Origin of the sequence: Absiella sp. AM09-50 (genome assembly GCF_003433845.1) — a bacterium.
GTDB lineage: Bacteria > Bacillota_I > Bacilli_A > Erysipelotrichales > Erysipelotrichaceae > Hoskinsella > Hoskinsella hominis.
This window is the reverse complement of sequence record NZ_QVFI01000017.1, coordinates 44322-66103: the sequence shown is the minus strand read 5'-3', so window position 1 is coordinate 66103 and position 21782 is coordinate 44322. Positions and strand designations below refer to the sequence as shown.

The following is a 21782-nucleotide window of genomic DNA, read 5'->3' as shown; positions in this document are numbered from 1 at the left end:
ATCAATTCACCATGTGATGTAATCACTTGTTTATATCAATCGAAGCTATCTTTTTTCATTCTTTTTCTTGTGCCGTTTCCTTGATCATCTAAGTCAACATAGATCATTCCATATCGTTTACTCATCTCACCACTGCTGGCGCTGATTAAATCTATACATCCCCAGGCCAAATATCCCATAACATCCACACCATCAAGAATCATCGCTTTCATCATTTCACGGATATGATTTCGCATATATTTGACACGTTCTTGATCATGTATACATCCATCTTCAATATAATCCATTGTACCCAGCCCGTTTTCTACAATAAACAAAGGTTTTTGATAACGATTATATAAGGCATTTAATGATATACGTAACCCAATTGGATCAATCTGCCATCCCCAGGGAGATGTTGAAAGATATGGATTCTTTCCCCCTTCTCCCATATTTCCCAGTGCTGATTCTTCACTTGTAGTCCATGACATATAATAACTGAAACCAATAAAATCAACGGTTCCCTTTTTCAGGATATCCTCATCCTCCTGTGTAATAGGAAACATCAGATCATGTAGTTGAAGGTATGCCTTGGACTTGTTTGAATATGCACCTCTTACCATCACATCAAGGAAATGGTAAATTTCCTCATCACAGAACATCGCGTCTAATACATTCTGTGGATCACAGGTATGTGGATACGTAGGTCCATACATCGCCATTGCGCCAATCTTCATATCCGGATTGATTTCATGTGCTCGTATCACCGCTTTCGCACTTGCTATCATCTGATGATGCCCCATGAAAAAACAATCTCTTCTGCATGGTTCTATCCCTGTGGTCATATAGGGGCGATATGTCACAATATTTATTTCATTAAATGTAATCCAATATGTTACCCGTTTATGATATCGTTGGAATAATGTTTCACAATAATTCATATAGAAATCGATCATCTTAGGATTCTTCCACGATCCATAGGTTTCTACCAAATGATATGGAATTTCAAAATGAGATATCGTAATCATTGGTTCAATATGATAATGCTCCAATTCATCTAAGATAGCATCATAGAAACGTAATCCTTCTTCATTGGGATATGCTTCATCTCCCATAGGATAAATCCTTGACCAATCTATGGAAAAACGAAAACATTTGATTCCCATATCCGCTAACATCGCGATATCTTCTTTATAATGATGATAAAGTTCAATCGAACGATGTGTTGGATAATAGTAATCTTTTTGAAAAGGATAATGGACACCTCTTTCCTTTGTATCAGGCTTTATTCCTAATACATCCATCGTGCTAATGCCTTTGCCTCCCAGTTGAAAAGCACCTTCACTTTGATGTGCGGAAATAGCTCCACCCCACAAGAAATCCTTAGAAACCTTCATCGCTTTCCTCTTCTTTACCAGCATGAGAAATTGCCTCTTCCTCAGCTAAGGCTTTATTATCCGCAATCTTGAAGAATGGATAAAACCATAATGTTAAAACAATGATGATAACTACCATGACAAGTGCATATGCCATGCCAGAATATAAGAAGTTTGAGATTACCGGAGGCATGACCCAAGGCAGTTCTACGGTAGGATTCATATAATTCAAAATTCCTAAAGAATAGAAGATATGAATCACGGCACCAGCTACCATGACACTTGTAACCATTGGAAAGAAGAAAATTGGATTCAACATAATTGGTACACCAAAGATCAATGGTTCATTGATATTAAAGATACTTGGAATAACAACTAGTTTACGTAATGCTTTGAATTTCTCTGATTTCGCACGTAGCATATTAATTGCCAGTCCTATCGTATTACCTGTTCCACCAATCATGATGATACCAGTCATAAACATGAATTCAAGATATGGCTGAGATTCTCCAGCAAGGAATGCATTGATATTATATATAAAAATTGGAGCAGTAATTGCGTAGAATAAATTAATAATAGCCGCAGGGTGGATGCCAAAGAACCATAAGAAGTTTGCGAAAGTAAAGATAATCACAACAGATAAAGGAGAGGATCCTACCGCAGTAATTGGTGCTGTAATGATTGTATTCACAAAGTTCATTGCATCGCCAAATGGTGTGTAAGCAAATCCTGCTTTAATCACAAATGCGATAATAAAAACAATCATTGCGACAAATGTTGGACTTAAAGAATCACTGACCATAGGAGGAACTGAACCAGGTAATTTAATTACCATTTTATTTTCCCTCATCATATATGCATAATATTTTGTAATCAGCAATGCAACAATCATCGCCACAAAGATTCCATCACTACCAATAGAAGATGTCATAATCATTGCGATATTCCATCCATCTCCCTGTGGAATCTGTTGTTGAGGTACCAAAATCAGGAAGAATGCCAAGCTTAAGATTACTGCCGTAATTGGATTTGTTTTTTCAATTTTAGCTGTTTCATAGGATATCGTCACGACGATATAAATTGCATATAACCCACTTGTGACATTAATAAAATCCTGAATCAATTGTGTTAAGCCTAAGTTTGTTAGAAATTGTTGCCATGGTTCAAATGGAAACTGACCGACGATTGCGATAAATGCCACTCCCAAAGACACTGGCAATACTGCCATCATTCCATTTGTAAGTGATTGTATGGTTTTATTTTCTGCCATCTTTTGTGCTAACGGACCAACCATACGTTCTAGAAAAGATTGAATTTTATTGTACATTGTAATGTCCTCCTTCTGTACAACAAGAGTATAAACCTTAAAGCAGCTTTAATGTAAAGCGTTTTCATTGATATTTTTTAAATTTTTTATGTTATACTCTACTCAGGTGATAAAAATGTCTGAAAAATATACTATCAAAGAAGTATCTGAGCTGTTTCATGTGCCAAAATCAACCCTTCGTTATTGGGAGAGTGAAGGAATCATTGGTTCAAATCGTAATGATCATAACGAATATCGAGAATATACCACTGAAGATTTAATTATCATTGCGGATATCCTATTTTACCGCAATCTGAATATTCCAGTAAAAGATTTAAAGAACATTTATCAAAAAAGCATACATGAGAATATGAATATCCTGTATGCTTCCTATGATCGTATCGAAAAGCAGATACAGGAATTAAAAAAGGTACAAACTAAAATAAAAAAACGTGTATCCGCAGGTATGATTTATGAGAACCTGATTCATGATACACCAACTTATGATAAGCCTTATTTTTCCTCAATTGTGCATATCCATATGGGAAAGAAAACTCAAAATGTCTTAGATTATATACAGGATCAAAGTATTCTAGCTTTTGTTATGAACCCTGATGATACTATAATACAAGTATATGGTACCATTACAGATCATCAAGATGATCAACAGGATATCCTTTGGACAAAACAGGAACAAGCGCAATATTTACCATGTTATTTAAAGCTAAGTGAAAGTATCGTCGACCAAGTTACGCTTCAAAGATCCCTTCAACAAGTATATGATATAAAGAAAAAGCCTGGAAAAATCATCGCAAATTATCTAATCACAGATAAAAATGATGACTATTTCCAGGCATGGATAGAGTTGTTGGATTAATTAAGAAGATATAAGATTGGCATTTAGTTCCCCTGCCCATTCAAATCCTTTCTTTGCTATCATTACAGCAATTATTTCATTGATGACAGCCGCTGCTGCTATGGTTCCTTGTATAAATTGTGCACATTCAGGCGCCAGTCCTGTTAATACAGATACCGCAATACCTGTGAACACAAGGGATACACCTGAGTGAGGTAATAGCGTAAAACTAAGATATTTTGTGACAGTTGTTGGTGCTTTCGTGTAGAAAGAACCAATTCTTGCGCCAAAATACTTTCCAAAAAAGCGTGAAATAATATATACTGCTGTAAATAAACCAGCTCCAAAAATCAAATGATAGTCCAAAGGTGCACCTAGATTTAAAATCACAACGACCATAGAAATCACACCTATAGTATTTCATTTCATCATCGTTATATAAACTTAGTCCTTTTTCAGTACTAAAATATATTTTTGCTTACTGCTTCTTGGTTTATCTGGAATTGTCATTTCTAAAATCCCCTGTTTAATCAAAGCATTTAAATGCTTAGAAGCAAAATTTTTTGCGTCCTTAAAGCCACAATATGCAGCTATTTCTTTTTTACTATGTGGAACTCTGCAATATGAAATAATTTTTTCTCTCAGCTCAACTTGGGGGTCAACTTGGGGGTTGACTTGGGGGTCAACTTGGGGGCTGAGTTGGGTGTCATTCTTCATATTTTTTATATATCCCTCATCTTCTTTATATTGAGTTGCAATAAATTTTTGATTACTACTATTTGGTTTATCAGATATAGTCATTAACAAAATACCTTGATTTACCTATGGTTTTAAATGATTAATAGCAAAACTTTTTATATCTTTAAAGCCACAATATGCAGCTATTTCTTTTTTACTATGTGGAACTCTGCAATATGAAATTATTTTTTCTCTCAGCTCAACTTGGGGGTCAACTTAGGGGGTATCTTGGGGGGTATCTTGGGGGGTATCTTGGGGAGAAACTATAAATATCTCCCCAAGATACGTTAAACCGTATTTAACAAAATATTATGCTTACCTTATCCAATACTATATTTCACTTAATCCCTTCTTTTTCTAATGACACACGCATTTTCCTGTTATAAAATATATAATGTAAAACCAAAACGGCATACCGGCAAACTTTTTTCCTTAATTGCCGGAATGCTACGGTAAATCATAACAAGCTACTGAAAGCGCTTTGATGCTATAATGCAAGAGGAAACAAGGAGAGGAGGATAACACTTCGTTTCATTTCAGTATACAACCTATGGGGGACAAAGATAACGATCGTATCTACCTAAATGAAAAAGAAAGGTGTGTCAAAACATGAAAAAGGCTTTAATTATTTGTGCTGCTGGTATGTCATCTAGTATGATGGCCGCAAAAACTACAGACTGGTTTAAAACAAACAACAAAGATTATGAAATGGACGCTGTCAGTGTCACAGAAGGACAAAAGATGATTGAAACAAGCGATTTCGATTTATTCTTAATCAGTCCACAGACAAAGATGTATCTAAAAAAATTCCAGGCAACTGGTGATAAAGTAGGAAAAAAAGTTGTTCCTATTCCACCACAAGCATATGTGCCAATTCCTTCAGGAGTGAAGAATTTAGCTGAATTTGTCTTGAAAGAAATGCCTGAATAGTGACCTCGTGAAAGAAAAAGAACAAAATCTACTGTTACAGCTTTTTGAAAATCAGGATCATTTCACGACAAGCAAAGAGCTATCTGAAATCTTATCTCTATCTGAACGAACGGTGCGCACATATATTCATAACCTGGAATCCATTGTAAAAGAAAATGGTGCTGAAATCATCGCCAAGCAGGGCTATGGCTACAAGCTTCAAATGATACGCCCCATGCAATTTGAAATGTTTCTGAATAAACATCAAATACAGCATGTTGGTGAAAATGAAAAGAAGGCAGAACTGGAAACATCTTTAGATCGACAAAACTATATTTTAAACAAAATGCTCATCGAAGATGAACACGTCTTTTTAGAGATGCTTGCGGATACCCTTTATATCTCACGCTCTACTCTTACAAAGGATATGAATGTCATTAAGAAGATGCTGGAGCCTTATGGGTTGAGTATTGTCAGTAAACCAAATTATGGTACATGGATACAGGGAGAAGAAAACGATAAACGCTGTTTTATTATGAATTATTTCTTCAAAGGATCACGGTTTAATTCCATTCAGGAATATATGGATCACACGAATTATTTTGATGATATTCCAACGGAAAGCTTCATTTTAGTCATACTAGATGAATGCCGAAAAAATCATATCAAGTTATCTGATGTGATGATTCAGAATGTATTAATGCATTTAACATTAAGCATCAAACGAATAGAAAAAGGATTACAATTAAATACATTCACACTAGATACAGAGTTTATGAACAGCATTGAATATCATACTGCCACAAATATTATTCACCGCCTAGAAGACGATTTTAAGATTCAGTTTCCAGAAGAAGAAATTGCTTATCTTACCTTACATCTTGGCGCAAAAAATAATCATCCATTACATGAACCAAATGTTGTCATGGAAAAGGTGGAACAACAATTAGATACAATACTTAATCAAATGGAAGAAGAATTGGGAATCTTTCTGACAGATGATATGTTGTTGAAAAACTGTTTGATGGAACACCTTCGTCCAATGTTGATTCGTGTACATCAGGGGATTGTTTTAAAAAATCCATTATTAAATGAAATCATGTCTGAACACAGAGATGTTTTTGATGATACCAAAATGTATCTTTCTAAGATGCCATGTCTTGAAGGATGTGAAGTATCGGATGATGAATGGGCGTATTTGACATTACATTTCATGGCTGCAATCGAGCGTTTACAAGAAAGAAATAAGCTTCAGGTATTAGTCATTTGTTCAACTGGTTATGGAAGTGCGCAATTATTAAAATGCAGGATTGAAAAAGAATTCAGTGAACATATCCATGTCGTTACAGAAATGGGCTATTTTGAGATGAACGAAAAAGCTTTACAAGGAATTGATTTGATTATTTCATCTGTCAATCTGGATTCAGTAATCTTTGGCATACCATTTTTACATGTATCCGTATTCTTAAGTGATCAGGATAAAGCTGCAATTCGCAAGTTTATTGATGATACCTTATCTAAACGAAAACACATTGAAGAAAGTTATGGAAAAGAACTTTCTATCAAAGAGAAAAAAGAAGTCTTTGATACCTATATTCATAAAGAATATTTTCAAGTATTTCAAGGCGATATCACATTTGAAAGCATTGTATCCACATTAATCAAACGTTTGAGCTATCAGGAAAAAGAAAGCTATATCAAACATATGCTGGATCAAATCAAATTAAGAGAAAACATGGGTTCTATTATATTCAGTGAAACCATTGCGGTACCACATCCTGCAATACCAGTAGGACGTATTGCCTCTATTGCTGTTGGCTTAGTGCCAGATGGTGTAGCTTGGAGTAAAGATGTACCCAATATCAAAATTGTATTTTTACTTTCTCCATCCTATCTAGGAAATCAAGGAGTAAAAACTATGACCAAAGCAATTATTCGATTGATTGATATGCCAGAGGTACAAAAAGAACTTTTGGAATGTCCAAAATTTGAAGAATTCAGAAAAATATTTTTAAATCTTATGTAAGAAAAGGAGGGATATCATGGCGGTAATGGAGGAATCCCAATCACAGCTGGTTGCTTTTAATATCATATTACACAGTGGTTCTGCACGTACCAGTATTCATGAAGCCTTGGCTTGTATGCGAGAAGGTAAGTTTGCAGAAGCAGAAGAAAAACTGGAAGAAGCAGATAAAGAATTGGTCTTAGCCCATCAGGCACAAACAGATTTATTACAGGAATTCAGCCGTGGCACTACCATTGAAATACAGATCATCATGGTGCATGCACAAGATCATTTGATGACAACCATGACCTTGCTGGAAGTCGCTAAGGAAATGGAACATTTATATAAACGAGTATAAGAAAGGTGAGAACGATGTCAAAAAATAAAAAGGTAAATCAAACATCCATAGAAACACAAAAGAAATTAAGCAGCTTAAAGAATATGTATTTTAACCGCTACCTCATGGTACGCTACTTTCTGGCTGTCTTTGTATTCTCTAATTTCTACTGGGCGCTGTACACACAGGGGCAATGGATTATGGCGCTTCCCTGTACAATGTTGTTATTGGCAGTGAAACCATGTTTTGATGTAATTCGTTCCTATGGGGAAACAAATATCGATATGAAATGGAGTACCATCTATTTCCGTACACAACTGGGAGTAAATATTGTAGCGGGGATTTTGATGTGGACAGGGATGTTTCATGATTTATTTCCTTTTTTAAGTGACATCATGACTTCACGTATCATTGCGTCTACGATTTTATTGATTGGTGGTATCATGGCATTTAGCTGTATCAAACGATTAGATAAAATCGAGCGTAATGAAGATAAACAATATCAACGAATTATGCAGTATGAAAAAGCATTAAAACTGCATCTATAGTAAAAAGGAGAAAACATTATGTCAAAAGTATTTGATTTTTTAGAGAAATATCTGATGGGACCAATGGGTAAATTATCAACGTTCCAGTTTGTACGTGCCATCATGGCAGCTGGTATGGCATCTATACCATTTACCATTGTTGGATCTATGTTCTTAGTATTAAGTGTTATACCACAGGCATTCCCTGTTTTACAAGGAATCTGGAATGCTTCCTTTGTGAAATTTAACGATTTATATATGATAGCAAATCACTTTACCATGGGTGTGCTTGCGATATATTTCTGTATCATCATGGGGTATGAATTAACTAAGATCAAAGCAAAAGAAAACGATTTAAATCTTGACCCTTTAAATGGTGCAATGTTAAGTTTAATGGCATTCTTATTCACAATTCCTGAACTTACCATTGATGGTGGTATGATGAAGCTTGTACAAAGTATTACTGATTCTGAACATGTATTCAATGGTATCCGTTTAGGTGACTTCGCTACACGTTTAGGTACAGAAGGTATCTTTACCGGTATCCTGATGGCAGCCTTAGCTGTATGGTTGTATTCTCTATGTGTGAAAAAGAACTGGACAATTCGTATGCCAGAAGCTGTACCTGCTGGTGTTAGTAAATCATTTACTGCATTAATTCCAGCTTTCGTTGTCGCATTTGTGGTATTAATCATCAATGCATTATTGGTATTAACTGGCTATGATATTTATAAAATCATTCAGATTCCATTTAGTTTCGTAACCAATGTCACAAATACATGGTATGGTATGATTATCATTTACTTCTTAATTGGTGCATTATGGTGTGTTGGTATCCATGGTGCTACTATCATCACTTCTTTCACAAATCCTATCGTATTAGCAAATATGGCACACAACTTCGATGCTGTACAATCTGGTAGCGGACAGATTTATGCATATGCTGGTGAATTCAATAACTGTTATGTTACGATTGGTGGTTCAGGCGCAACTCTTGGACTGGTTATCTTCATGGTATTTATGGCAAAATCTGAACAGTTAAAAGTATTAGGAAGAGCTTCTATCGTACCTGCATTCTTCAATATCAATGAACCAATCATCTTTGGTACACCAATGATTTATAACCCAAGTTTATTGATTCCATTTATCCTTGCGCCAATCGTTAGTTCTTTGATCGCATTCTTCGCAATCGATACAGGACTTGTCGCTCCAATGATTGCACAGGTACCTTGGCCAACACCTGTTGGTATCGGCGCATTCTTAGGTACAGCTGGTGATTTCAAAGCAGTCATTCTTGCCTTAGTCTGTATTACAGTCGCTACCATCATTTACTTCCCATTCTTCAAAGCTTATGATAAAAAGTTATATAAAGAAGAACAGGGACAAACAAGTGCTGAATAAATAATATCAGGAGGATAGCATATATCCTCCTATCAAAGTAAAATAAAGGAGAAAATTGTATGTTACATAAAAACTTAAAACCCTTTCCGCAAACCTTTTTATGGGGTGCCAGCACTTCTGCCTATCAGGTAGAAGGTGCCAATCTGATCGATGGCAAGGGTCCATCTTGTCAGGATGTCAAACAAGTACCAGAAGGCACATCCGATTTAACCGTATGTGCTGATCATTACCATCGTTATAAAGAAGATATCGCTTTAATGGCTGAAATGGGATTTAAAGCTTACCGTTTCTCTATCTCATGGTCAAGAATTCTTCCAGAAGGTACAGGTGATGTGAATCCAAAAGGAATAGAATTCTATAATAACCTGATTAATGAATGTTTATCTCATAACATCCAGCCAATTATTACAATGTTTCACTTTGATATGCCTGCGAAACTTGATGAACGTGGCTCTTGGTCAAATCGTGAATCCGTGGATTGGTTCGTGAACTTTGCGAGAATCTTGTTTGAAAACTATGGCGATCGTGTAAAATACTGGTTAACCATCAATGAACAAAATGTTTTAACATTATCTGGTCCTGTGATTGGAACACTTCATATTCCGGAAGGATGTACAAATGAGTTAAAAGAAATCTACCAACAGAATCATCACATGTTAGTGGCACAAGCAAAAGCAATGGCTTTATGTCATGAATTATTGCCAGATGCGAAAATCGGACCTGCGCCAAATATTTCTTTGGTATATCCAGCAAGCTGTAAACCAGAAGATGTACAGGCTGCCCAAAACTTCAATGCCTTAAGAAACTGGCTATATCTGGATATGTCTGTATATGGTGTATACAATAATCTAGTATGGGCTTATTTAGAAGAACATGATGCATGTCCTGAATTTATGCCAGGTGATGAAGAAGCACTAAAGAGTGGACACCCAGATTTTATTGGTTTTAATTACTATAACACGGCAACAGTCGCTGCTAGTGATGGCACAGAAATCAGTGATGTACATGCTGATCAGCAAAATGCGCAGGGTATTGCTGGACTATATCGTGCTTTCCGTAATCCAAATCTTCCAAAAACAGAATTTGGATGGGAAATTGATCCTATGGGATTCCGCGCTACCATTCGTGAAATGTATTCCCGCTATCGTCTGCCTATGATTGTGACAGAAAATGGTCTGGGTGCTTATGATAAATTAACAGAAGATGGCAAAGTACATGATTCTTACCGTATCAAATATTTAAGGGATCACATTGAACAAGTACAATTAGCAATTACTGATGGCTGTGAAATGTTAGGTTATTGTCCATGGTCTGCATTAGATTTAATTTCTACACACGAAGGTATGGTGAAACGTTATGGTTTCATCTATGTTGATCGTGATGAATTTGATTTAAAAACATTAGATCGTTATCGTAAAGATTCTTTCTACTGGTACAAGAAAGTTATTGCCAGCAATGGTTCTGATTTAAGCGATTAGTTTAAAAATGTCAACCTGCATAAGGTTGGCATTTTCTTTTTATACTTATTTTAATAGTATCTAATGAAATCAAGGAAAGAACCTATGACCTCAAATGACGAGGACAAAAAACGCATGGTACAAGTGTCCATTCCTGCTACTGTTTCATTAAAGAAATCTGAATATGATGCGGAAGTAGAACTATCAATATTGATTGCTAATACGTGGCAAATATTACCTCTCAAGGTACAGACATGAACTGGTTCATTAAGGCAGATGACATTGTATTAAAAAGCAAAGGCGATCAGCCAGCAGAAAATCCACAGAATAATAATCAGCAAGGACAGCCAAAAAAAATAGGAGGTTCTGTTTTGACTTTATTTCCTACCTCCTTTATTATCTATTGACATCGTTAGGAAAATCAAATACAATAGAAATGTTACTAATAGTAATATAAAGGAGGAGCGTATGGATAACATTATTCTTGGTCTTTTGCTGTTGAACAGCAGAACCATTTATCAGTTGCGTGAGAGAATAGATAAAGGGCTTAATATGATGTACAGCAGCAGTATGGGAAGTATACAGGCTGCTATAAAGAAATTGCTTAATTGTGAATATATTCAGTATGAAGAGGTCGTTGAGAATGGAAAGTATAAAAAGATTTATTCCATAACGGATAGCGGAAAACAAAATTTTATTCAGTGGTTATCCACACCAATGGAAATACACAGTAGCAAAAATCCTGAATTAGCTAAATTGTATTTTATGGGTTTTTCAACAAAAGAAAAGCGTGAAGCAGTGTTACAAGAGTATGTTTCAAAGTTAAAAGAACAGTATGACATATTGAATGCTATTTGCAAGGAAGCAGAAAATGTCAAAGTTCCTGATGAAAACAAGGATATTCTCCATTATCAGCTTACCGCTGCCCTATATGGCAAAGATTTTATGAAATTCAATATTGATTGGTATCAAAAACTTCTTGATGAAATAAGAGGAAACAAAATATGAAATCAATAAAGTTAGCTAATTCGCCAATTACATATTTTATCAGTGGAACAGAGCATACTGAATGGATACTTTTTATTCACGCCGCTTTTGTCAATCATAATATGTTTAAGGCACAGTTTGAGTACTTTCAGAACAAATATAATGTTATGGCTATTGACATCATTGGTCACGGACAGTCAACGGATACCCGAAAAGGAGATAGTATAGATAAGATGTCAGAATGGATATTCGACATCTTAAAGGTAGAAAATATTGAAAAAATACATATTATAGGTGTTTCGTTAGGAGCAATCTTGGCGCAGGATTTTGCTAATCGTTACCCAAACTTAGTGCGCTCATTGGCTTGCTTTGGAGGATATGACATCAATAATTTTGATAATAAAATGCAAAAGGATAATGGTGCAAAACAGATGTTAATGATGTTAAAAGCCGTTTTTTCCATTAAATGGTTTGCAAAAACAAATAAGAAAATTTCTGCCTATACTTCACAGGCGCAAAATGAGTTTTTTGATATGAACATACTTTTTCCGAAAAAGTCATTTATGTTTTTGAGAACACTCAATAGTATGGTAAATAAACATGAAACCGGAAAACGAAATTACCCTTTGTTGATAGGATGCGGAAGCTTTGATATTCCAATGGAATTAGAGGCAATCAAACAATGGAAAATAAATGAGCCAAATTGCAGAGTAGTTGTTTTTGAAAATGCGGGACACTGTGCCAATATGGATGTGCCACAGGAGTTTAATGAAACTATGGAGAATTTTTGGACAAGCGCAGAATAAAAAAACTGATTGTAAATTCATATTATACCCCGTCTGTTATCGGCTGTCCCTATCAAAGGGATTTCCAAATATTCTTGAATCTGCACATGAACATGGCAACATTACTCGCACATAAAAGACTCAATTTATAAGAATTTTTGTGGGTATTACAAAACGAAAGTGATAGATTTAATGCAACCTCTGATTTTGAAATTATTTCTGGATTTGATAGTAACTTGAATACTCAAAGAGGGCACCGTGTATATAAATATTTCCTACCAGTATCAAAGGTTGGTGCTACAATGCCAATATCTTATAATTTAGGAGCGAGGGATATGTTGGAATATATTGCTTCTAATCGTGTTAAAAAAAGGAGGATTTATAGGCATTTTACAAATTTAAAGGAAAGCATTTCCCAAAAATTTAATACCTCATGGAAAAAGGATTACTCTATATCCGCTGTGAAATCTCTTTATAAAAAAATGATTCCTTATAAGTTTTCGATTTAAAACATTAGATCGTTATGGTAAAGATTCTTTCTACTGATATAAGAAAATCATTGCCAGCAATGGTTCTGATTTAAGTGATTAGTTTATAAAATGCCAATCTGCATAAGGTTGGCATTTTTTTTATATTTATATTTTAATATTTTTATTGGCTAAGATATATACCTCTAAATCCTTTAATGCTTTCTTCATTTCGTTATTTGAAATACGTACTTTATAATAATCCATATCTATTTTCTCTACTATTGTTAAGTAGCCTAAATGGATAAATAATGCCCAAAACGTTTGATCCTTCATCTCCTCAAGATATGAAGTTTCTAAATCTGTATGCACATGAATACTGCCCTTTGTGATTAATGTTTCATAATCAGCCCTAACATATTCCGTACAAGCATTCATTAGCTTCTTTATCGTTGTGTCGCTTATTGTATTTATCCAATAAGGATTCAACACCCTGTCGTTTACGTATTTACTAATGGACAATGGATTATATACATCATATCCACCAATTCTATAACCACCATACATTTCTTTTACTTCCTTTGTGAGTTGTAGATTGTAATATGCTAATAAAGCTTTTGTTTCTGATTCAACAAAACCAAAATACTGTCCATATAGTTTTTTATCAACACCATATACACTAATATTATTCAATCCTCCAAAAATATTTGCTCTTGGAATTCCTTGTATACCCGTTAGAAATGCTTTGTCTAAATACTTATTTCCTTTTAGTGCAGTGGATAATAAGGTAGATAAAGCATTGTGTATATCCTCATAATATCCTTGACTGTTTGCTTCCATAAATGGTGTGTCATATTCATCGATAAACAAGATAACTCTTTTACCAAAATAGTCATATAATAATTGGCATAGTAATTGAATAGAATCATTGATTCCGATAAGATTTTCATCCGTTGTTTTCTTTAATTCCTTTATTGTAAATTCAATAGTTGATTTATCCAGCTTATTCAATTGTTCGATTATAAAATAGTACTTGCGATATTCTTCTAATATTGTTTTTTTCAACATTCTTACAAAATTCTTTTTACTACCTTTTACATCTTTGAAACTTATAAAAATCACAGGAATTTTGTTTATAAGCTCTGCTTTATCTGATCTCATAATATTTGTGTCTTTGAATATATTCTTACTATCTTTTGTGATATCTAAAAATTCTGCCATCATGGACATATTTAAGGTTTTCCCAAAGCATCTTGGGCGAGTGATTAATGTGACTTTATCGCCATCATCAAGAAAATCTTTGATCAATAATGTTTTATCTATAGAATAGTGATTTTTTTCTATGAAGTTACGATAATCTTCAATATCTATTCTTATTGTTTTTTTCATCTAATCCCTGACTTTCTTTATCTTTATATAGCTATTATAACATACATCACTCTTAAAAAGTTGAACAGTGTAGTATTTTCTCTTATAAAAATTACCTGATAAGCTATGTCAATACGGCAAATTTATATAACCAAATCCCCTATTTTCAACATTATACTTATCCTATAGAAACGAGAGGGATTAGGATGAAGAAATATATAGTAATTATGTTTGGATTCATAATTGTAGGATTTGGATGTGCATTAACAATAAAAGCAAACGTTGGTATGGGCGCATGGGATGCTATGGGGAAATCTATTGCGAATATCATGAATATTGAAATTGGTACTGCTGGTATCCTATGCAACTGTATATGCGTATTTGGACAGTTATGTATATTAAGGAAAGACTTTACACTTCGTCATCTCTTACAGGTTCCTTTCTGTATGTTACTAGGCCTTATCGTGAATTTTGCGACAGATATAGTCTTTACATTTGAAACATCTTCCTTGCTTGGTGGAATCGTTTTATATCTTATCGCAAACACGATATGTGCTCTAGGAGTCTCTATGGTCATGTTAGTAAACAAAGTGACCATGGCATTAGAAGGATTATGCATGGTGGTATCTCGTATTTTTCCAATTGAATTCCATAAGTTAAGACAACTTGTAGATGTGCTAAGTATTCTTATAGTTTTTTTACTTACTTTCATATGCCATATACCTTTATCTGTTGGTTTGGGGACTATCATCGGTATGATTATTTTTGGCCCTACACTTGGTGTATTCATGAAGATTCTTCATCCTATATTTTTGCATTATGATCTGATAGACAAAGTTGTGGAAAGGCAATTTGAGACAACTTAATAGCGGACTTTGGGTTTAATTTTAAATAATAAATTTTTTTAAATATATGGTTTCTTTTTGCACTATAAAACGTTATAATAAGCAAAAGGGAGTTGATTATATGGATATAGAAAATCTAATTGGTGAAGTCACAACTTATGATAAAAAACAGGCAGTTGAAAAAAGAAAAGTAAAAAGTTGGCTGAAAAGTGTAAGTGCTTTTGCGAATACATTGGGAGGAATACTAATCTTTGGAATTGATGATGAAGACCAAGTAATTGGCTTGGAAAATGTGAAAAAAGATTCAGAGTTTATTAGTCAAAAAATCAAAGAACGAATTGATCCAATACCACAAACTAACATGCATATAAAACAAATAAATGATAAAAACATCTTATTATTAGAAGTATTTAAAGGTGAGGAAACTCCATATTATTATGCAGGTGATAATGTCATGGAAGCCTATCTTCGTATTGACAATGAAAGTGTTGTGGCGAATGCCACAGAATTGAAAAGACTCGTATTAAGAGGAAAAAACAGCTCTTTTGATTCCTTAAGTTCTGTTTATAGATTTGATGATTTTGCATTTTCAAAACTTAAAGAACGGTTTAAACAGTGGACACAAAAAAGTTTTGAAGACAAAATGTTTTATTCCTTTCATATTGTGGATGCAAATGGTTATTTGACAAATGCAGGTGCCATCATCGCAGATGAATCTCCAATCTATCAAAACAGATTGTTTTGTACAAGATGGAATGGTCTTACAAAAGCTGGCGGGATCATTGATGCATTCGATAGTGATGAATATCATGGCAGCATCATCTCTTTACTTCGTGATGGTGAAGATTTTATCAAAAGAAACACAAAAACCATGTGGAAAAAATCTCCTTTTTCCCGTATTGAAATGCCTGAATACGTATACCAAAGTACATCTGAAGCTCTTGTGAACGCACTAATCCATCGTGACTACATGACAATTGGAAGTGAAGTACATGTGGATATTTTTGATGATCGCATGGAGATTTACTCCCCTGGTGGAATGTTAAATGGAAGTTCTATTCAGGATTTAGATATTCGCTATATTGCTTCTAAAAGAAGAAATCCTGTACTTGCGGATATTTTTAATCGTCTTGGATTTATGGAACGTCAAGGAAGTGGATTAAGCAAAATCATTCACGAATATGAGCATCAGAAAAACTTCAAAGAAGAAAAAAGACCTGTTTTCTATTCTGATCGTACACAGTTTCGTGTTATCTTACCAAATCTAAATTACCAAGATATGATACAATATGAAGAATATCATTATCCTGATATTGATACAAAGATTCATGAACATGACTTTGGTATCAAATTTGATACCAATTGTGATACCAATGATACCAATCAACATTTAACCCAAAATGAATATCATATTTTGAAATTGATAATTGAAAATCCTCATATTACGCAAAAACAACTTGCGGATATTACCTGTTTATCCATAGCGACAGTGAAACGTAACACAAAAGCTCTTGCAGATAAAGGTTATATCAAAAGAATTGGTAGTACAAAAGGATATTGGCTGATTTTAGAATCATAGCAATAACAATCTAGACGTTAAAAAGATCGTTCCCTATAGAAACGATCTTTTATAATATGCATTTATATAATTAGTGTTTAAAGTGACGGCATCCTGTGTAGACCATGGCAATCCCATGTTCATTACATACATCAATAGACAACTGATCTTTGATGGATCCACCTGGCTGAATGATGGCAGTCACACCTGCTTTTACAGCTTCTTCCACTGTATCTGGCATTGGGAAGAATGCATCAGATGACATAACAGAACCTTTGGCTTTTTCGCCAGCCTGTTCGATAGCGATTCTTGCGGCTCCTACACGATTCATCTGTCCTGCGCCAACACCAATAGTCATATTGTCTTTCGCAAGTACGATAGCATTAGATTTTACATGTTTTACAACTTTCCATGCGAACAATAACTGTTCCATTTCTTCAGCTGTAGGTTTACGGTTTGTGACACAACGCAATTCTTCTTCACTTATTTTCTTATCATCGATATCTTGTACAAGCAATCCATCATTTACATTTGTAAATTTATATGTTGTATCTACTGGAAGTGTTGTATCTAACGTCATTAAACGAATGTTTTTCTTCTTTGACAAAATATCAAATGCATCCGCATCAAAGCTTGGCGCAATGATGATTTCTAAGAAGATGTTCGCAAGTTTTTCTGCGACAGCTTTATTGACTGGTTCGTTGAATGCGACAATACCACCAAAGATAGAAACTGGATCAGCTTCATACGCTTTATCCCATGCTTCTTCAATTGTTTCACCAATGCCAACACCACATGGATTCATGTGTTTTAATCCAACAGCAGCTGGTTTTCCTTCAAAGTCTTTCAGGATTTCGATAGCAGCATTACCATCCTGAATGTTATTATAGGAAAGTTCTTTCCCATGAAGCTGTTTTGCATTTGCTAATGAATATTGTGGGTGCATTCCCTTATAGAAAGCAGCACTCTGGTGAGGGTTTTCTCCATAACGAAGCTCCTGTACCTTATCAAATGTTAACGTTAATTTTTCAGGATATTTTTCGCCTGTTCTTTCTGTTAGATAATTGGCGATCATTGCGTCATACTGTGCTGTGTGACGGAATACTTTTGCGGCTAATAATTCACGAGTCTTTAAACTTGTTTCCCCGTTTTCCTTGATTTCATTTAAAACTGCATCATAATCATTAGGATCACAGATGACAGGAATAAATTTATAGTTTTTAGAAGCACTACGTAACATACTTGGTCCGCCAATATCGATATTCTCAATGATTTCTTCGTGGCTGACGCCTGGTTTCTGTACTGTTTGTTTGAATGGGTATAAGTTTACACATACCAAATCGATGTATTCAATACCTAATTCTTTGATCTGTCTTACATGATCAGGATTATCACGTACACATAACAATGCACCATGTACCTTTGGATGTAATGTTTTTACACGCCCATCCATAATTTCAGGGAAACCTGTGACATCAGAAATACCGATGGTTTTGATACCAGCAGCTTCCAGTGTCTTTTTTGTACCCCCTGTAGAAATAATTTCATAGCCTAAATCAACTAAACCAGAAACGAATTCCACAAGATTGGTTTTATCTGATACACTTACCAATGCTCTTTTCACTTTACATTACCTCTTTCTCTTTGTTTAAGTTTTCTGTAATCTGCGCAATGACTTTAGGGAATAATTGATATTCCATGCCATGTACATGTTCTTCCAGTGTTTCTAATGACCATGCAGGATCAATCATGATTTTTTCCTGTGCGATGATTTCTCCAGTATCAACGCCTTCATCTACATAATGTACGGTAACACCTGTAAATTCTGCTTTTGCTTCATATGCATCTAAGATGCCATGTGCTCCTGGGAAATTTGGAAGATAAGCAGGGTGAATATTGATGATGCGGTTTGGATAGTTTGTAAGTAACACTTCACCAATAAAACGCATATATCCAGCTAAAACAATCAGTTCTACATGATTTTCCTTTAAGGTTTTCATGATTTCTGTTTCGTATCCAGCTTTTCCACCATATGCTTTTGGGTCTACATAACGATAAGGAATTCCAAGTTTTTTTGCTCGTTCAATGGCATATGCCTGTGGTTTATCCACAATCAGAATGGCACAGTTTGTATCTTTGATTGTGCCATTTTGAATTGCATTGACGATATTTTCAAAATTGGAACCATTTCCACTAGCGAAGATGGCAATATTTACCATTTCACTTCTACCTTTCCACTGTTTGTGACTTCACCAATCACATAGCTTGGCTCATTGATTTCTGCTAATAAGCTTTGAACTTTTTCTACATCAGCTTTATCAACTGCCATCATGAAACCAATACCCATGTTGAATACGTTACACATTTCTTCCATTGGTACTTCACCATATTTTGCGATCATATCAAAGATTGGTTTTCTAGGATAAGCGTTGGTATCAATCACAACACCCTGTCCTTCCTTCAACATACGTGGAACGTTTTCATAGAAGCCTCCACCAGTGATATGTGACATACCTTTGATATCTACTTTATCTAATAAGTGTTTAATTGCTTTTACATAGATTTTTGTAGGTGTTAATAAAACATTACCTAATTTTTCTCCACCGATTTCATCATATTCTTTGTGAAGATCAAGTTTTGCGTCTTTTAATAAGATTTTACGAATCAATGAGAAACCATTAGAATGAACACCTGAACTAGGTAAACCAATTAATACGTTGCCTGCTTCAATTTTCTGTCCATCTAATAATTTGCTTTTTTCAACAGCACCAACACAGAAGCCTGCGATATCATAGTGTTTTACATCATACATATCTGGCATTTCTGCTGTTTCTCCACCAATCAATGCACATTCTGATTGAACACATCCATCCGCAACACCTTTGACAAGCTGTTCGATTTTTGTTGGTTCATTTTTTCCTACTGCAAGGTAGTCAAGGAAGAAGATTGGCGCAGCACCCTGTACTAATACATCGTTGACACACATAGCGACAGCATCAATACCAACTGTATCGTGTTTATCCATTTCAAATGCGATCATTAATTTAGTTCCTACACCATCGGTACCACTTACCAATACTGGTTCTTTCATACCTAATGTAGATAAGTCAAACATTCCTCCGAATGCACCAATGGAATCCATTGCACCTTTGATTTTTGTTCTTGCGACATGGCTTTTGATCAGACGTACGGATTCGTATCCGGCTTCCAGGTTGACACCGGCTTCTCTATATTTATCACTCATGTTATTTTATATTCTCCTTTTCAAACTATTTTTCCCAAGAAAGTTTTTCATCTTTCACAGGTTCTGGTTGTTTTTCAGGCTCTTTCTTTAGAGGCTGAGGTTTTACAATTGTTTTTGGTTTTGTTTCTTTTGCTTTTTCTGGTGTGACATACACATTGGTTTCGTTGTTTGGAATGCCAGAAAGATTTACATTTCTTGTGACTTTGGCATCATACGTATTTGCTTTTACGATTTCGCCTAAATCAATGCCGGTTGTTTCTTTCATGGATTCAAACAATTTCATCATCACACCTGGTACATTGCCTGCGACTGGATCTATGGCATTTCCTTCGTTGCCGCCAATCACGGTAATCTTATCGATCTTCGATAATGGTTCTGCGATTTTACCAGCAACATCTGGCAATACTTTGATTAACATTTCCGCTACTGCAGCGCCGGTATATTTCTGATATGCTTCGGCTTTTTTATCCATTGCTTCTGCTTCCGCAACACCTTTTGCACGAATAGCTTCCGCTTCGGCTTCACCGACGAGCTGAATACCTTGTGCTTCACGTTCACGGCTATAACGATCAGCATCGGCTTTGGCTTTCTGTGCTTCCGCTTCTTGCTGAATTTCAAATTTCTTGGCTTCTGCTTCTTTTTGGCGAGTATACAATTCTGCATCCGCTCTTTGCTGCTTCGCAAATTTTTCCGCTTCGGCCTGCTTCTTTACCTCTGCTTCCAGTGCTTTTTCCTTAACTTCTACTTCCTTCGCTTTTAATAGAACTTCACGTTCCTGTTTTGCGATATCCGCATCGGCTGTAGTAACTTCAATGGTTTTACGCTGGTTTTCTTTTTCAATCTGATAAGCAGCATCGGCTGTTGCCTGTTTCATATCTGCGATACGTTTTAATTCTGCTTTCTGCATTGCTAAATCGTTGTTTTTGATAGCAATTTCACGCTCTGCGATAACTCTTGCATCATTTGCCTGACGATCGGCATCGGCTTTCGCAACTGCGATTTCTTTATCCGCTTCTGCTTTGGCAATAGCAGCTTTTTTCTTAATCTGTGATATATTATCAATACCAAGATCATCAATAACGCCATTGGCATCTGTGAAATTCTGTACATTGAAACTAACGATATTTAAACCCATTGCGGCTAAATCCGGCATGGCATTTTCTTTTACCAGCTCTGCAAATTTCTGACGATCAGAAACCATTTCTTCTAGGCGCATACGTCCAACAATTTCACGCATGTTACCTTCTAAAACTTCTCTTGCCACACGTGCCATATAATCAGGTGTCTGATTTAAGAAGTTTTGTGCAGCAAGCTCTAACTTATCGCCATCCGTGCCAACTTTTACATTGACTGCGGCATCTACCTGAATATTGATATAATCAGCGGTTGGTACCATGCTGCTTGTTTTTACATCAATCGGAATCAGCTTTAAGCTTAATTTATCCAAACGTTCTAAGAATGGAATTTTAATACTGGCTTTTCCCACAATAATTTTTTTACGAAGACCGGATATGATATAGGCAGTATCAGGTGGTGCCTTTACATATCCGATCGTAATAATCAAAATCAATAGGATCAGCACAATTGCGCCAGCAATATATGGCAATAATGCTTGTAAATCCATAAGAATTTACCTC

Annotated in this window: 23 protein-coding genes; 14 read left to right on the top strand and 9 right to left on the bottom strand. The window is 35.2% G+C overall.

Features of this window, described 5'->3' with window-relative positions:
- Nucleotides 1-35 precede the first annotated feature (35 nt).
- Both DW114_RS14035 and DW114_RS14030 read right to left on the bottom strand, forming a co-directional pair.
- Nucleotides 36-1376: a glycoside hydrolase family 1 protein gene (locus tag DW114_RS14035; protein WP_117454365.1), complete on the bottom strand. Its 1341-nt coding sequence runs from the start codon at nucleotides 1374-1376 to the stop codon at nucleotides 36-38.
- Nucleotides 1363-2682 (bottom strand): PTS sugar transporter subunit IIC, encoded by a 1320-nt coding sequence (locus DW114_RS14030; RefSeq protein ID WP_117454364.1) that lies wholly within the window; start codon nucleotides 2680-2682, stop codon nucleotides 1363-1365. Before DW114_RS14030 ends, DW114_RS14035 begins: the two co-directional genes overlap by 14 nt.
- A 115-nt stretch (nucleotides 2683-2797) precedes the next feature.
- Between DW114_RS14030 and DW114_RS14025 the strand changes: the two genes are divergently transcribed.
- Nucleotides 2798-3538 (top strand): MerR family transcriptional regulator, encoded by a 741-nt coding sequence (locus tag DW114_RS14025; protein WP_158552278.1) that lies wholly within the window; start codon nucleotides 2798-2800, stop codon nucleotides 3536-3538.
- Here DW114_RS14025 and DW114_RS14020 read toward each other — a convergent pair whose 3' ends face one another.
- A complete protein-coding gene (locus DW114_RS14020; protein WP_233509574.1) occupies nucleotides 3539-3916 on the bottom strand; it encodes a hypothetical protein in 378 nt (125 codons plus the stop codon). It abuts the gene before it with no gap.
- A 45-nt stretch (nucleotides 3917-3961) separates the two neighbouring features.
- Nucleotides 3962-4318, bottom strand: coding sequence for a Fic family protein (locus DW114_RS14015; protein ID WP_117454362.1), 357 nt, complete (start codon nucleotides 4316-4318; stop codon nucleotides 3962-3964).
- 546 nt (nucleotides 4319-4864) lie between these two features.
- On the opposite strand from DW114_RS14015, the gene DW114_RS14010 reads away from it, so the two are divergent.
- The 11 genes from DW114_RS14010 (at nucleotide 4865) to DW114_RS21200 (ending at nucleotide 13172) form a co-directional block, all read left to right on the top strand.
- Entirely contained in the window at nucleotides 4865-5185 is a 321-nt protein-coding gene (locus DW114_RS14010) for a PTS cellobiose transporter subunit IIB (protein WP_117454361.1), read from the top strand.
- Nucleotides 5186-5192: 7 nt separating this feature from the next.
- Nucleotides 5193-7190, top strand: a complete 1998-nt coding sequence (locus DW114_RS14005; RefSeq protein WP_117454360.1) for a BglG family transcription antiterminator — start codon at nucleotides 5193-5195, stop codon at nucleotides 7188-7190.
- A 16-nt stretch (nucleotides 7191-7206) separates the two neighbouring features.
- Nucleotides 7207-7527 carry a PTS cellobiose transporter subunit IIA gene (locus tag DW114_RS14000; protein WP_199483599.1) on the top strand — a complete coding sequence of 107 codons (321 nt, stop codon included), beginning with the start codon at nucleotides 7207-7209 and terminating at the stop codon, nucleotides 7525-7527.
- A gap of 14 nt (nucleotides 7528-7541) precedes the next feature.
- Nucleotides 7542-8054, top strand: a complete 513-nt coding sequence (locus tag DW114_RS13995; RefSeq protein ID WP_117454359.1) for a hypothetical protein — start codon at nucleotides 7542-7544, stop codon at nucleotides 8052-8054.
- An 18-nt stretch (nucleotides 8055-8072) separates the two neighbouring features.
- Complete coding sequence (gene celB, locus DW114_RS13990) at nucleotides 8073-9434, top strand: PTS cellobiose transporter subunit IIC (protein ID WP_117454358.1); 1362 nt, start codon at nucleotides 8073-8075, stop codon at nucleotides 9432-9434.
- 59 nt (nucleotides 9435-9493) lie between these two features.
- Nucleotides 9494-10912 (top strand): glycoside hydrolase family 1 protein, encoded by a 1419-nt coding sequence (locus DW114_RS13985; RefSeq protein ID WP_117454357.1) that lies wholly within the window; start codon nucleotides 9494-9496, stop codon nucleotides 10910-10912.
- An 84-nt stretch (nucleotides 10913-10996) separates the two neighbouring features.
- The gene (locus DW114_RS22220; RefSeq protein ID WP_158552279.1) at nucleotides 10997-11149 is read left to right on the top strand and encodes a hypothetical protein; all 153 of its coding nucleotides are present in this window, start codon (nucleotides 10997-10999) and stop codon (nucleotides 11147-11149) included.
- Complete coding sequence (locus DW114_RS22215) at nucleotides 11146-11298, top strand: hypothetical protein (RefSeq protein WP_158552838.1); 153 nt, start codon at nucleotides 11146-11148, stop codon at nucleotides 11296-11298. The genes DW114_RS22220 and DW114_RS22215 overlap by 4 nt, the downstream gene beginning before the upstream one ends.
- A 61-nt stretch (nucleotides 11299-11359) precedes the next feature.
- Nucleotides 11360-11899: a PadR family transcriptional regulator gene (locus DW114_RS13980; protein ID WP_117454356.1), complete on the top strand. Its 540-nt coding sequence runs from the start codon at nucleotides 11360-11362 to the stop codon at nucleotides 11897-11899.
- Nucleotides 11896-12684, top strand: a complete 789-nt coding sequence (locus tag DW114_RS13975) for an alpha/beta fold hydrolase (RefSeq protein ID WP_117454355.1) — start codon at nucleotides 11896-11898, stop codon at nucleotides 12682-12684. Before DW114_RS13980 ends, DW114_RS13975 begins: the two co-directional genes overlap by 4 nt.
- A gap of 137 nt (nucleotides 12685-12821) precedes the next feature.
- Nucleotides 12822-13172 carry a hypothetical protein gene (locus tag DW114_RS21200; protein ID WP_147322635.1) on the top strand — a complete coding sequence of 117 codons (351 nt, stop codon included), beginning with the start codon at nucleotides 12822-12824 and terminating at the stop codon, nucleotides 13170-13172.
- A 126-nt stretch (nucleotides 13173-13298) separates the two neighbouring features.
- Here the strand turns inward: DW114_RS21200 and DW114_RS13970 are convergent, their stop codons facing one another.
- Nucleotides 13299-14519: an AAA family ATPase gene (locus DW114_RS13970; RefSeq protein WP_117454354.1), complete on the bottom strand. Its 1221-nt coding sequence runs from the start codon at nucleotides 14517-14519 to the stop codon at nucleotides 13299-13301.
- A 185-nt stretch (nucleotides 14520-14704) separates the two neighbouring features.
- Here DW114_RS13970 and DW114_RS13965 point away from each other — a divergent pair, with 185 nt between their 5' ends.
- Nucleotides 14705-15364, top strand: a complete 660-nt coding sequence (locus tag DW114_RS13965) for a YczE/YyaS/YitT family protein (protein ID WP_117454353.1) — start codon at nucleotides 14705-14707, stop codon at nucleotides 15362-15364.
- A gap of 100 nt (nucleotides 15365-15464) precedes the next feature.
- Nucleotides 15465-16922 (top strand): ATP-binding protein, encoded by a 1458-nt coding sequence (locus DW114_RS13960; protein ID WP_117454352.1) that lies wholly within the window; start codon nucleotides 15465-15467, stop codon nucleotides 16920-16922.
- 70 nt (nucleotides 16923-16992) lie between these two features.
- Here DW114_RS13960 and purH read toward each other — a convergent pair whose 3' ends face one another.
- From purH to DW114_RS13940, 4 genes are read right to left on the bottom strand one after another with little or no spacing between them, the layout of a single operon-like run.
- Entirely contained in the window at nucleotides 16993-18525 is a 1533-nt protein-coding gene (gene purH, locus DW114_RS13955; protein ID WP_117454351.1) for a bifunctional phosphoribosylaminoimidazolecarboxamide formyltransferase/IMP cyclohydrolase, read from the bottom strand.
- Between the two features lies 1 nt (nucleotide 18526).
- Entirely contained in the window at nucleotides 18527-19120 is a 594-nt protein-coding gene (gene purN, locus DW114_RS13950; RefSeq protein ID WP_117454350.1) for a phosphoribosylglycinamide formyltransferase, read from the bottom strand.
- The gene (gene purM / locus DW114_RS13945; RefSeq protein ID WP_117454349.1) at nucleotides 19114-20145 is read right to left on the bottom strand and encodes a phosphoribosylformylglycinamidine cyclo-ligase; all 1032 of its coding nucleotides are present in this window, start codon (nucleotides 20143-20145) and stop codon (nucleotides 19114-19116) included. Before purM ends, purN begins: the two co-directional genes overlap by 7 nt.
- 25 nt (nucleotides 20146-20170) lie before the next feature.
- Nucleotides 20171-21769: a flotillin family protein gene (locus tag DW114_RS13940; protein ID WP_117454348.1), complete on the bottom strand. Its 1599-nt coding sequence runs from the start codon at nucleotides 21767-21769 to the stop codon at nucleotides 20171-20173.
- Nucleotides 21770-21782: the final 13 nt, after the last annotated feature.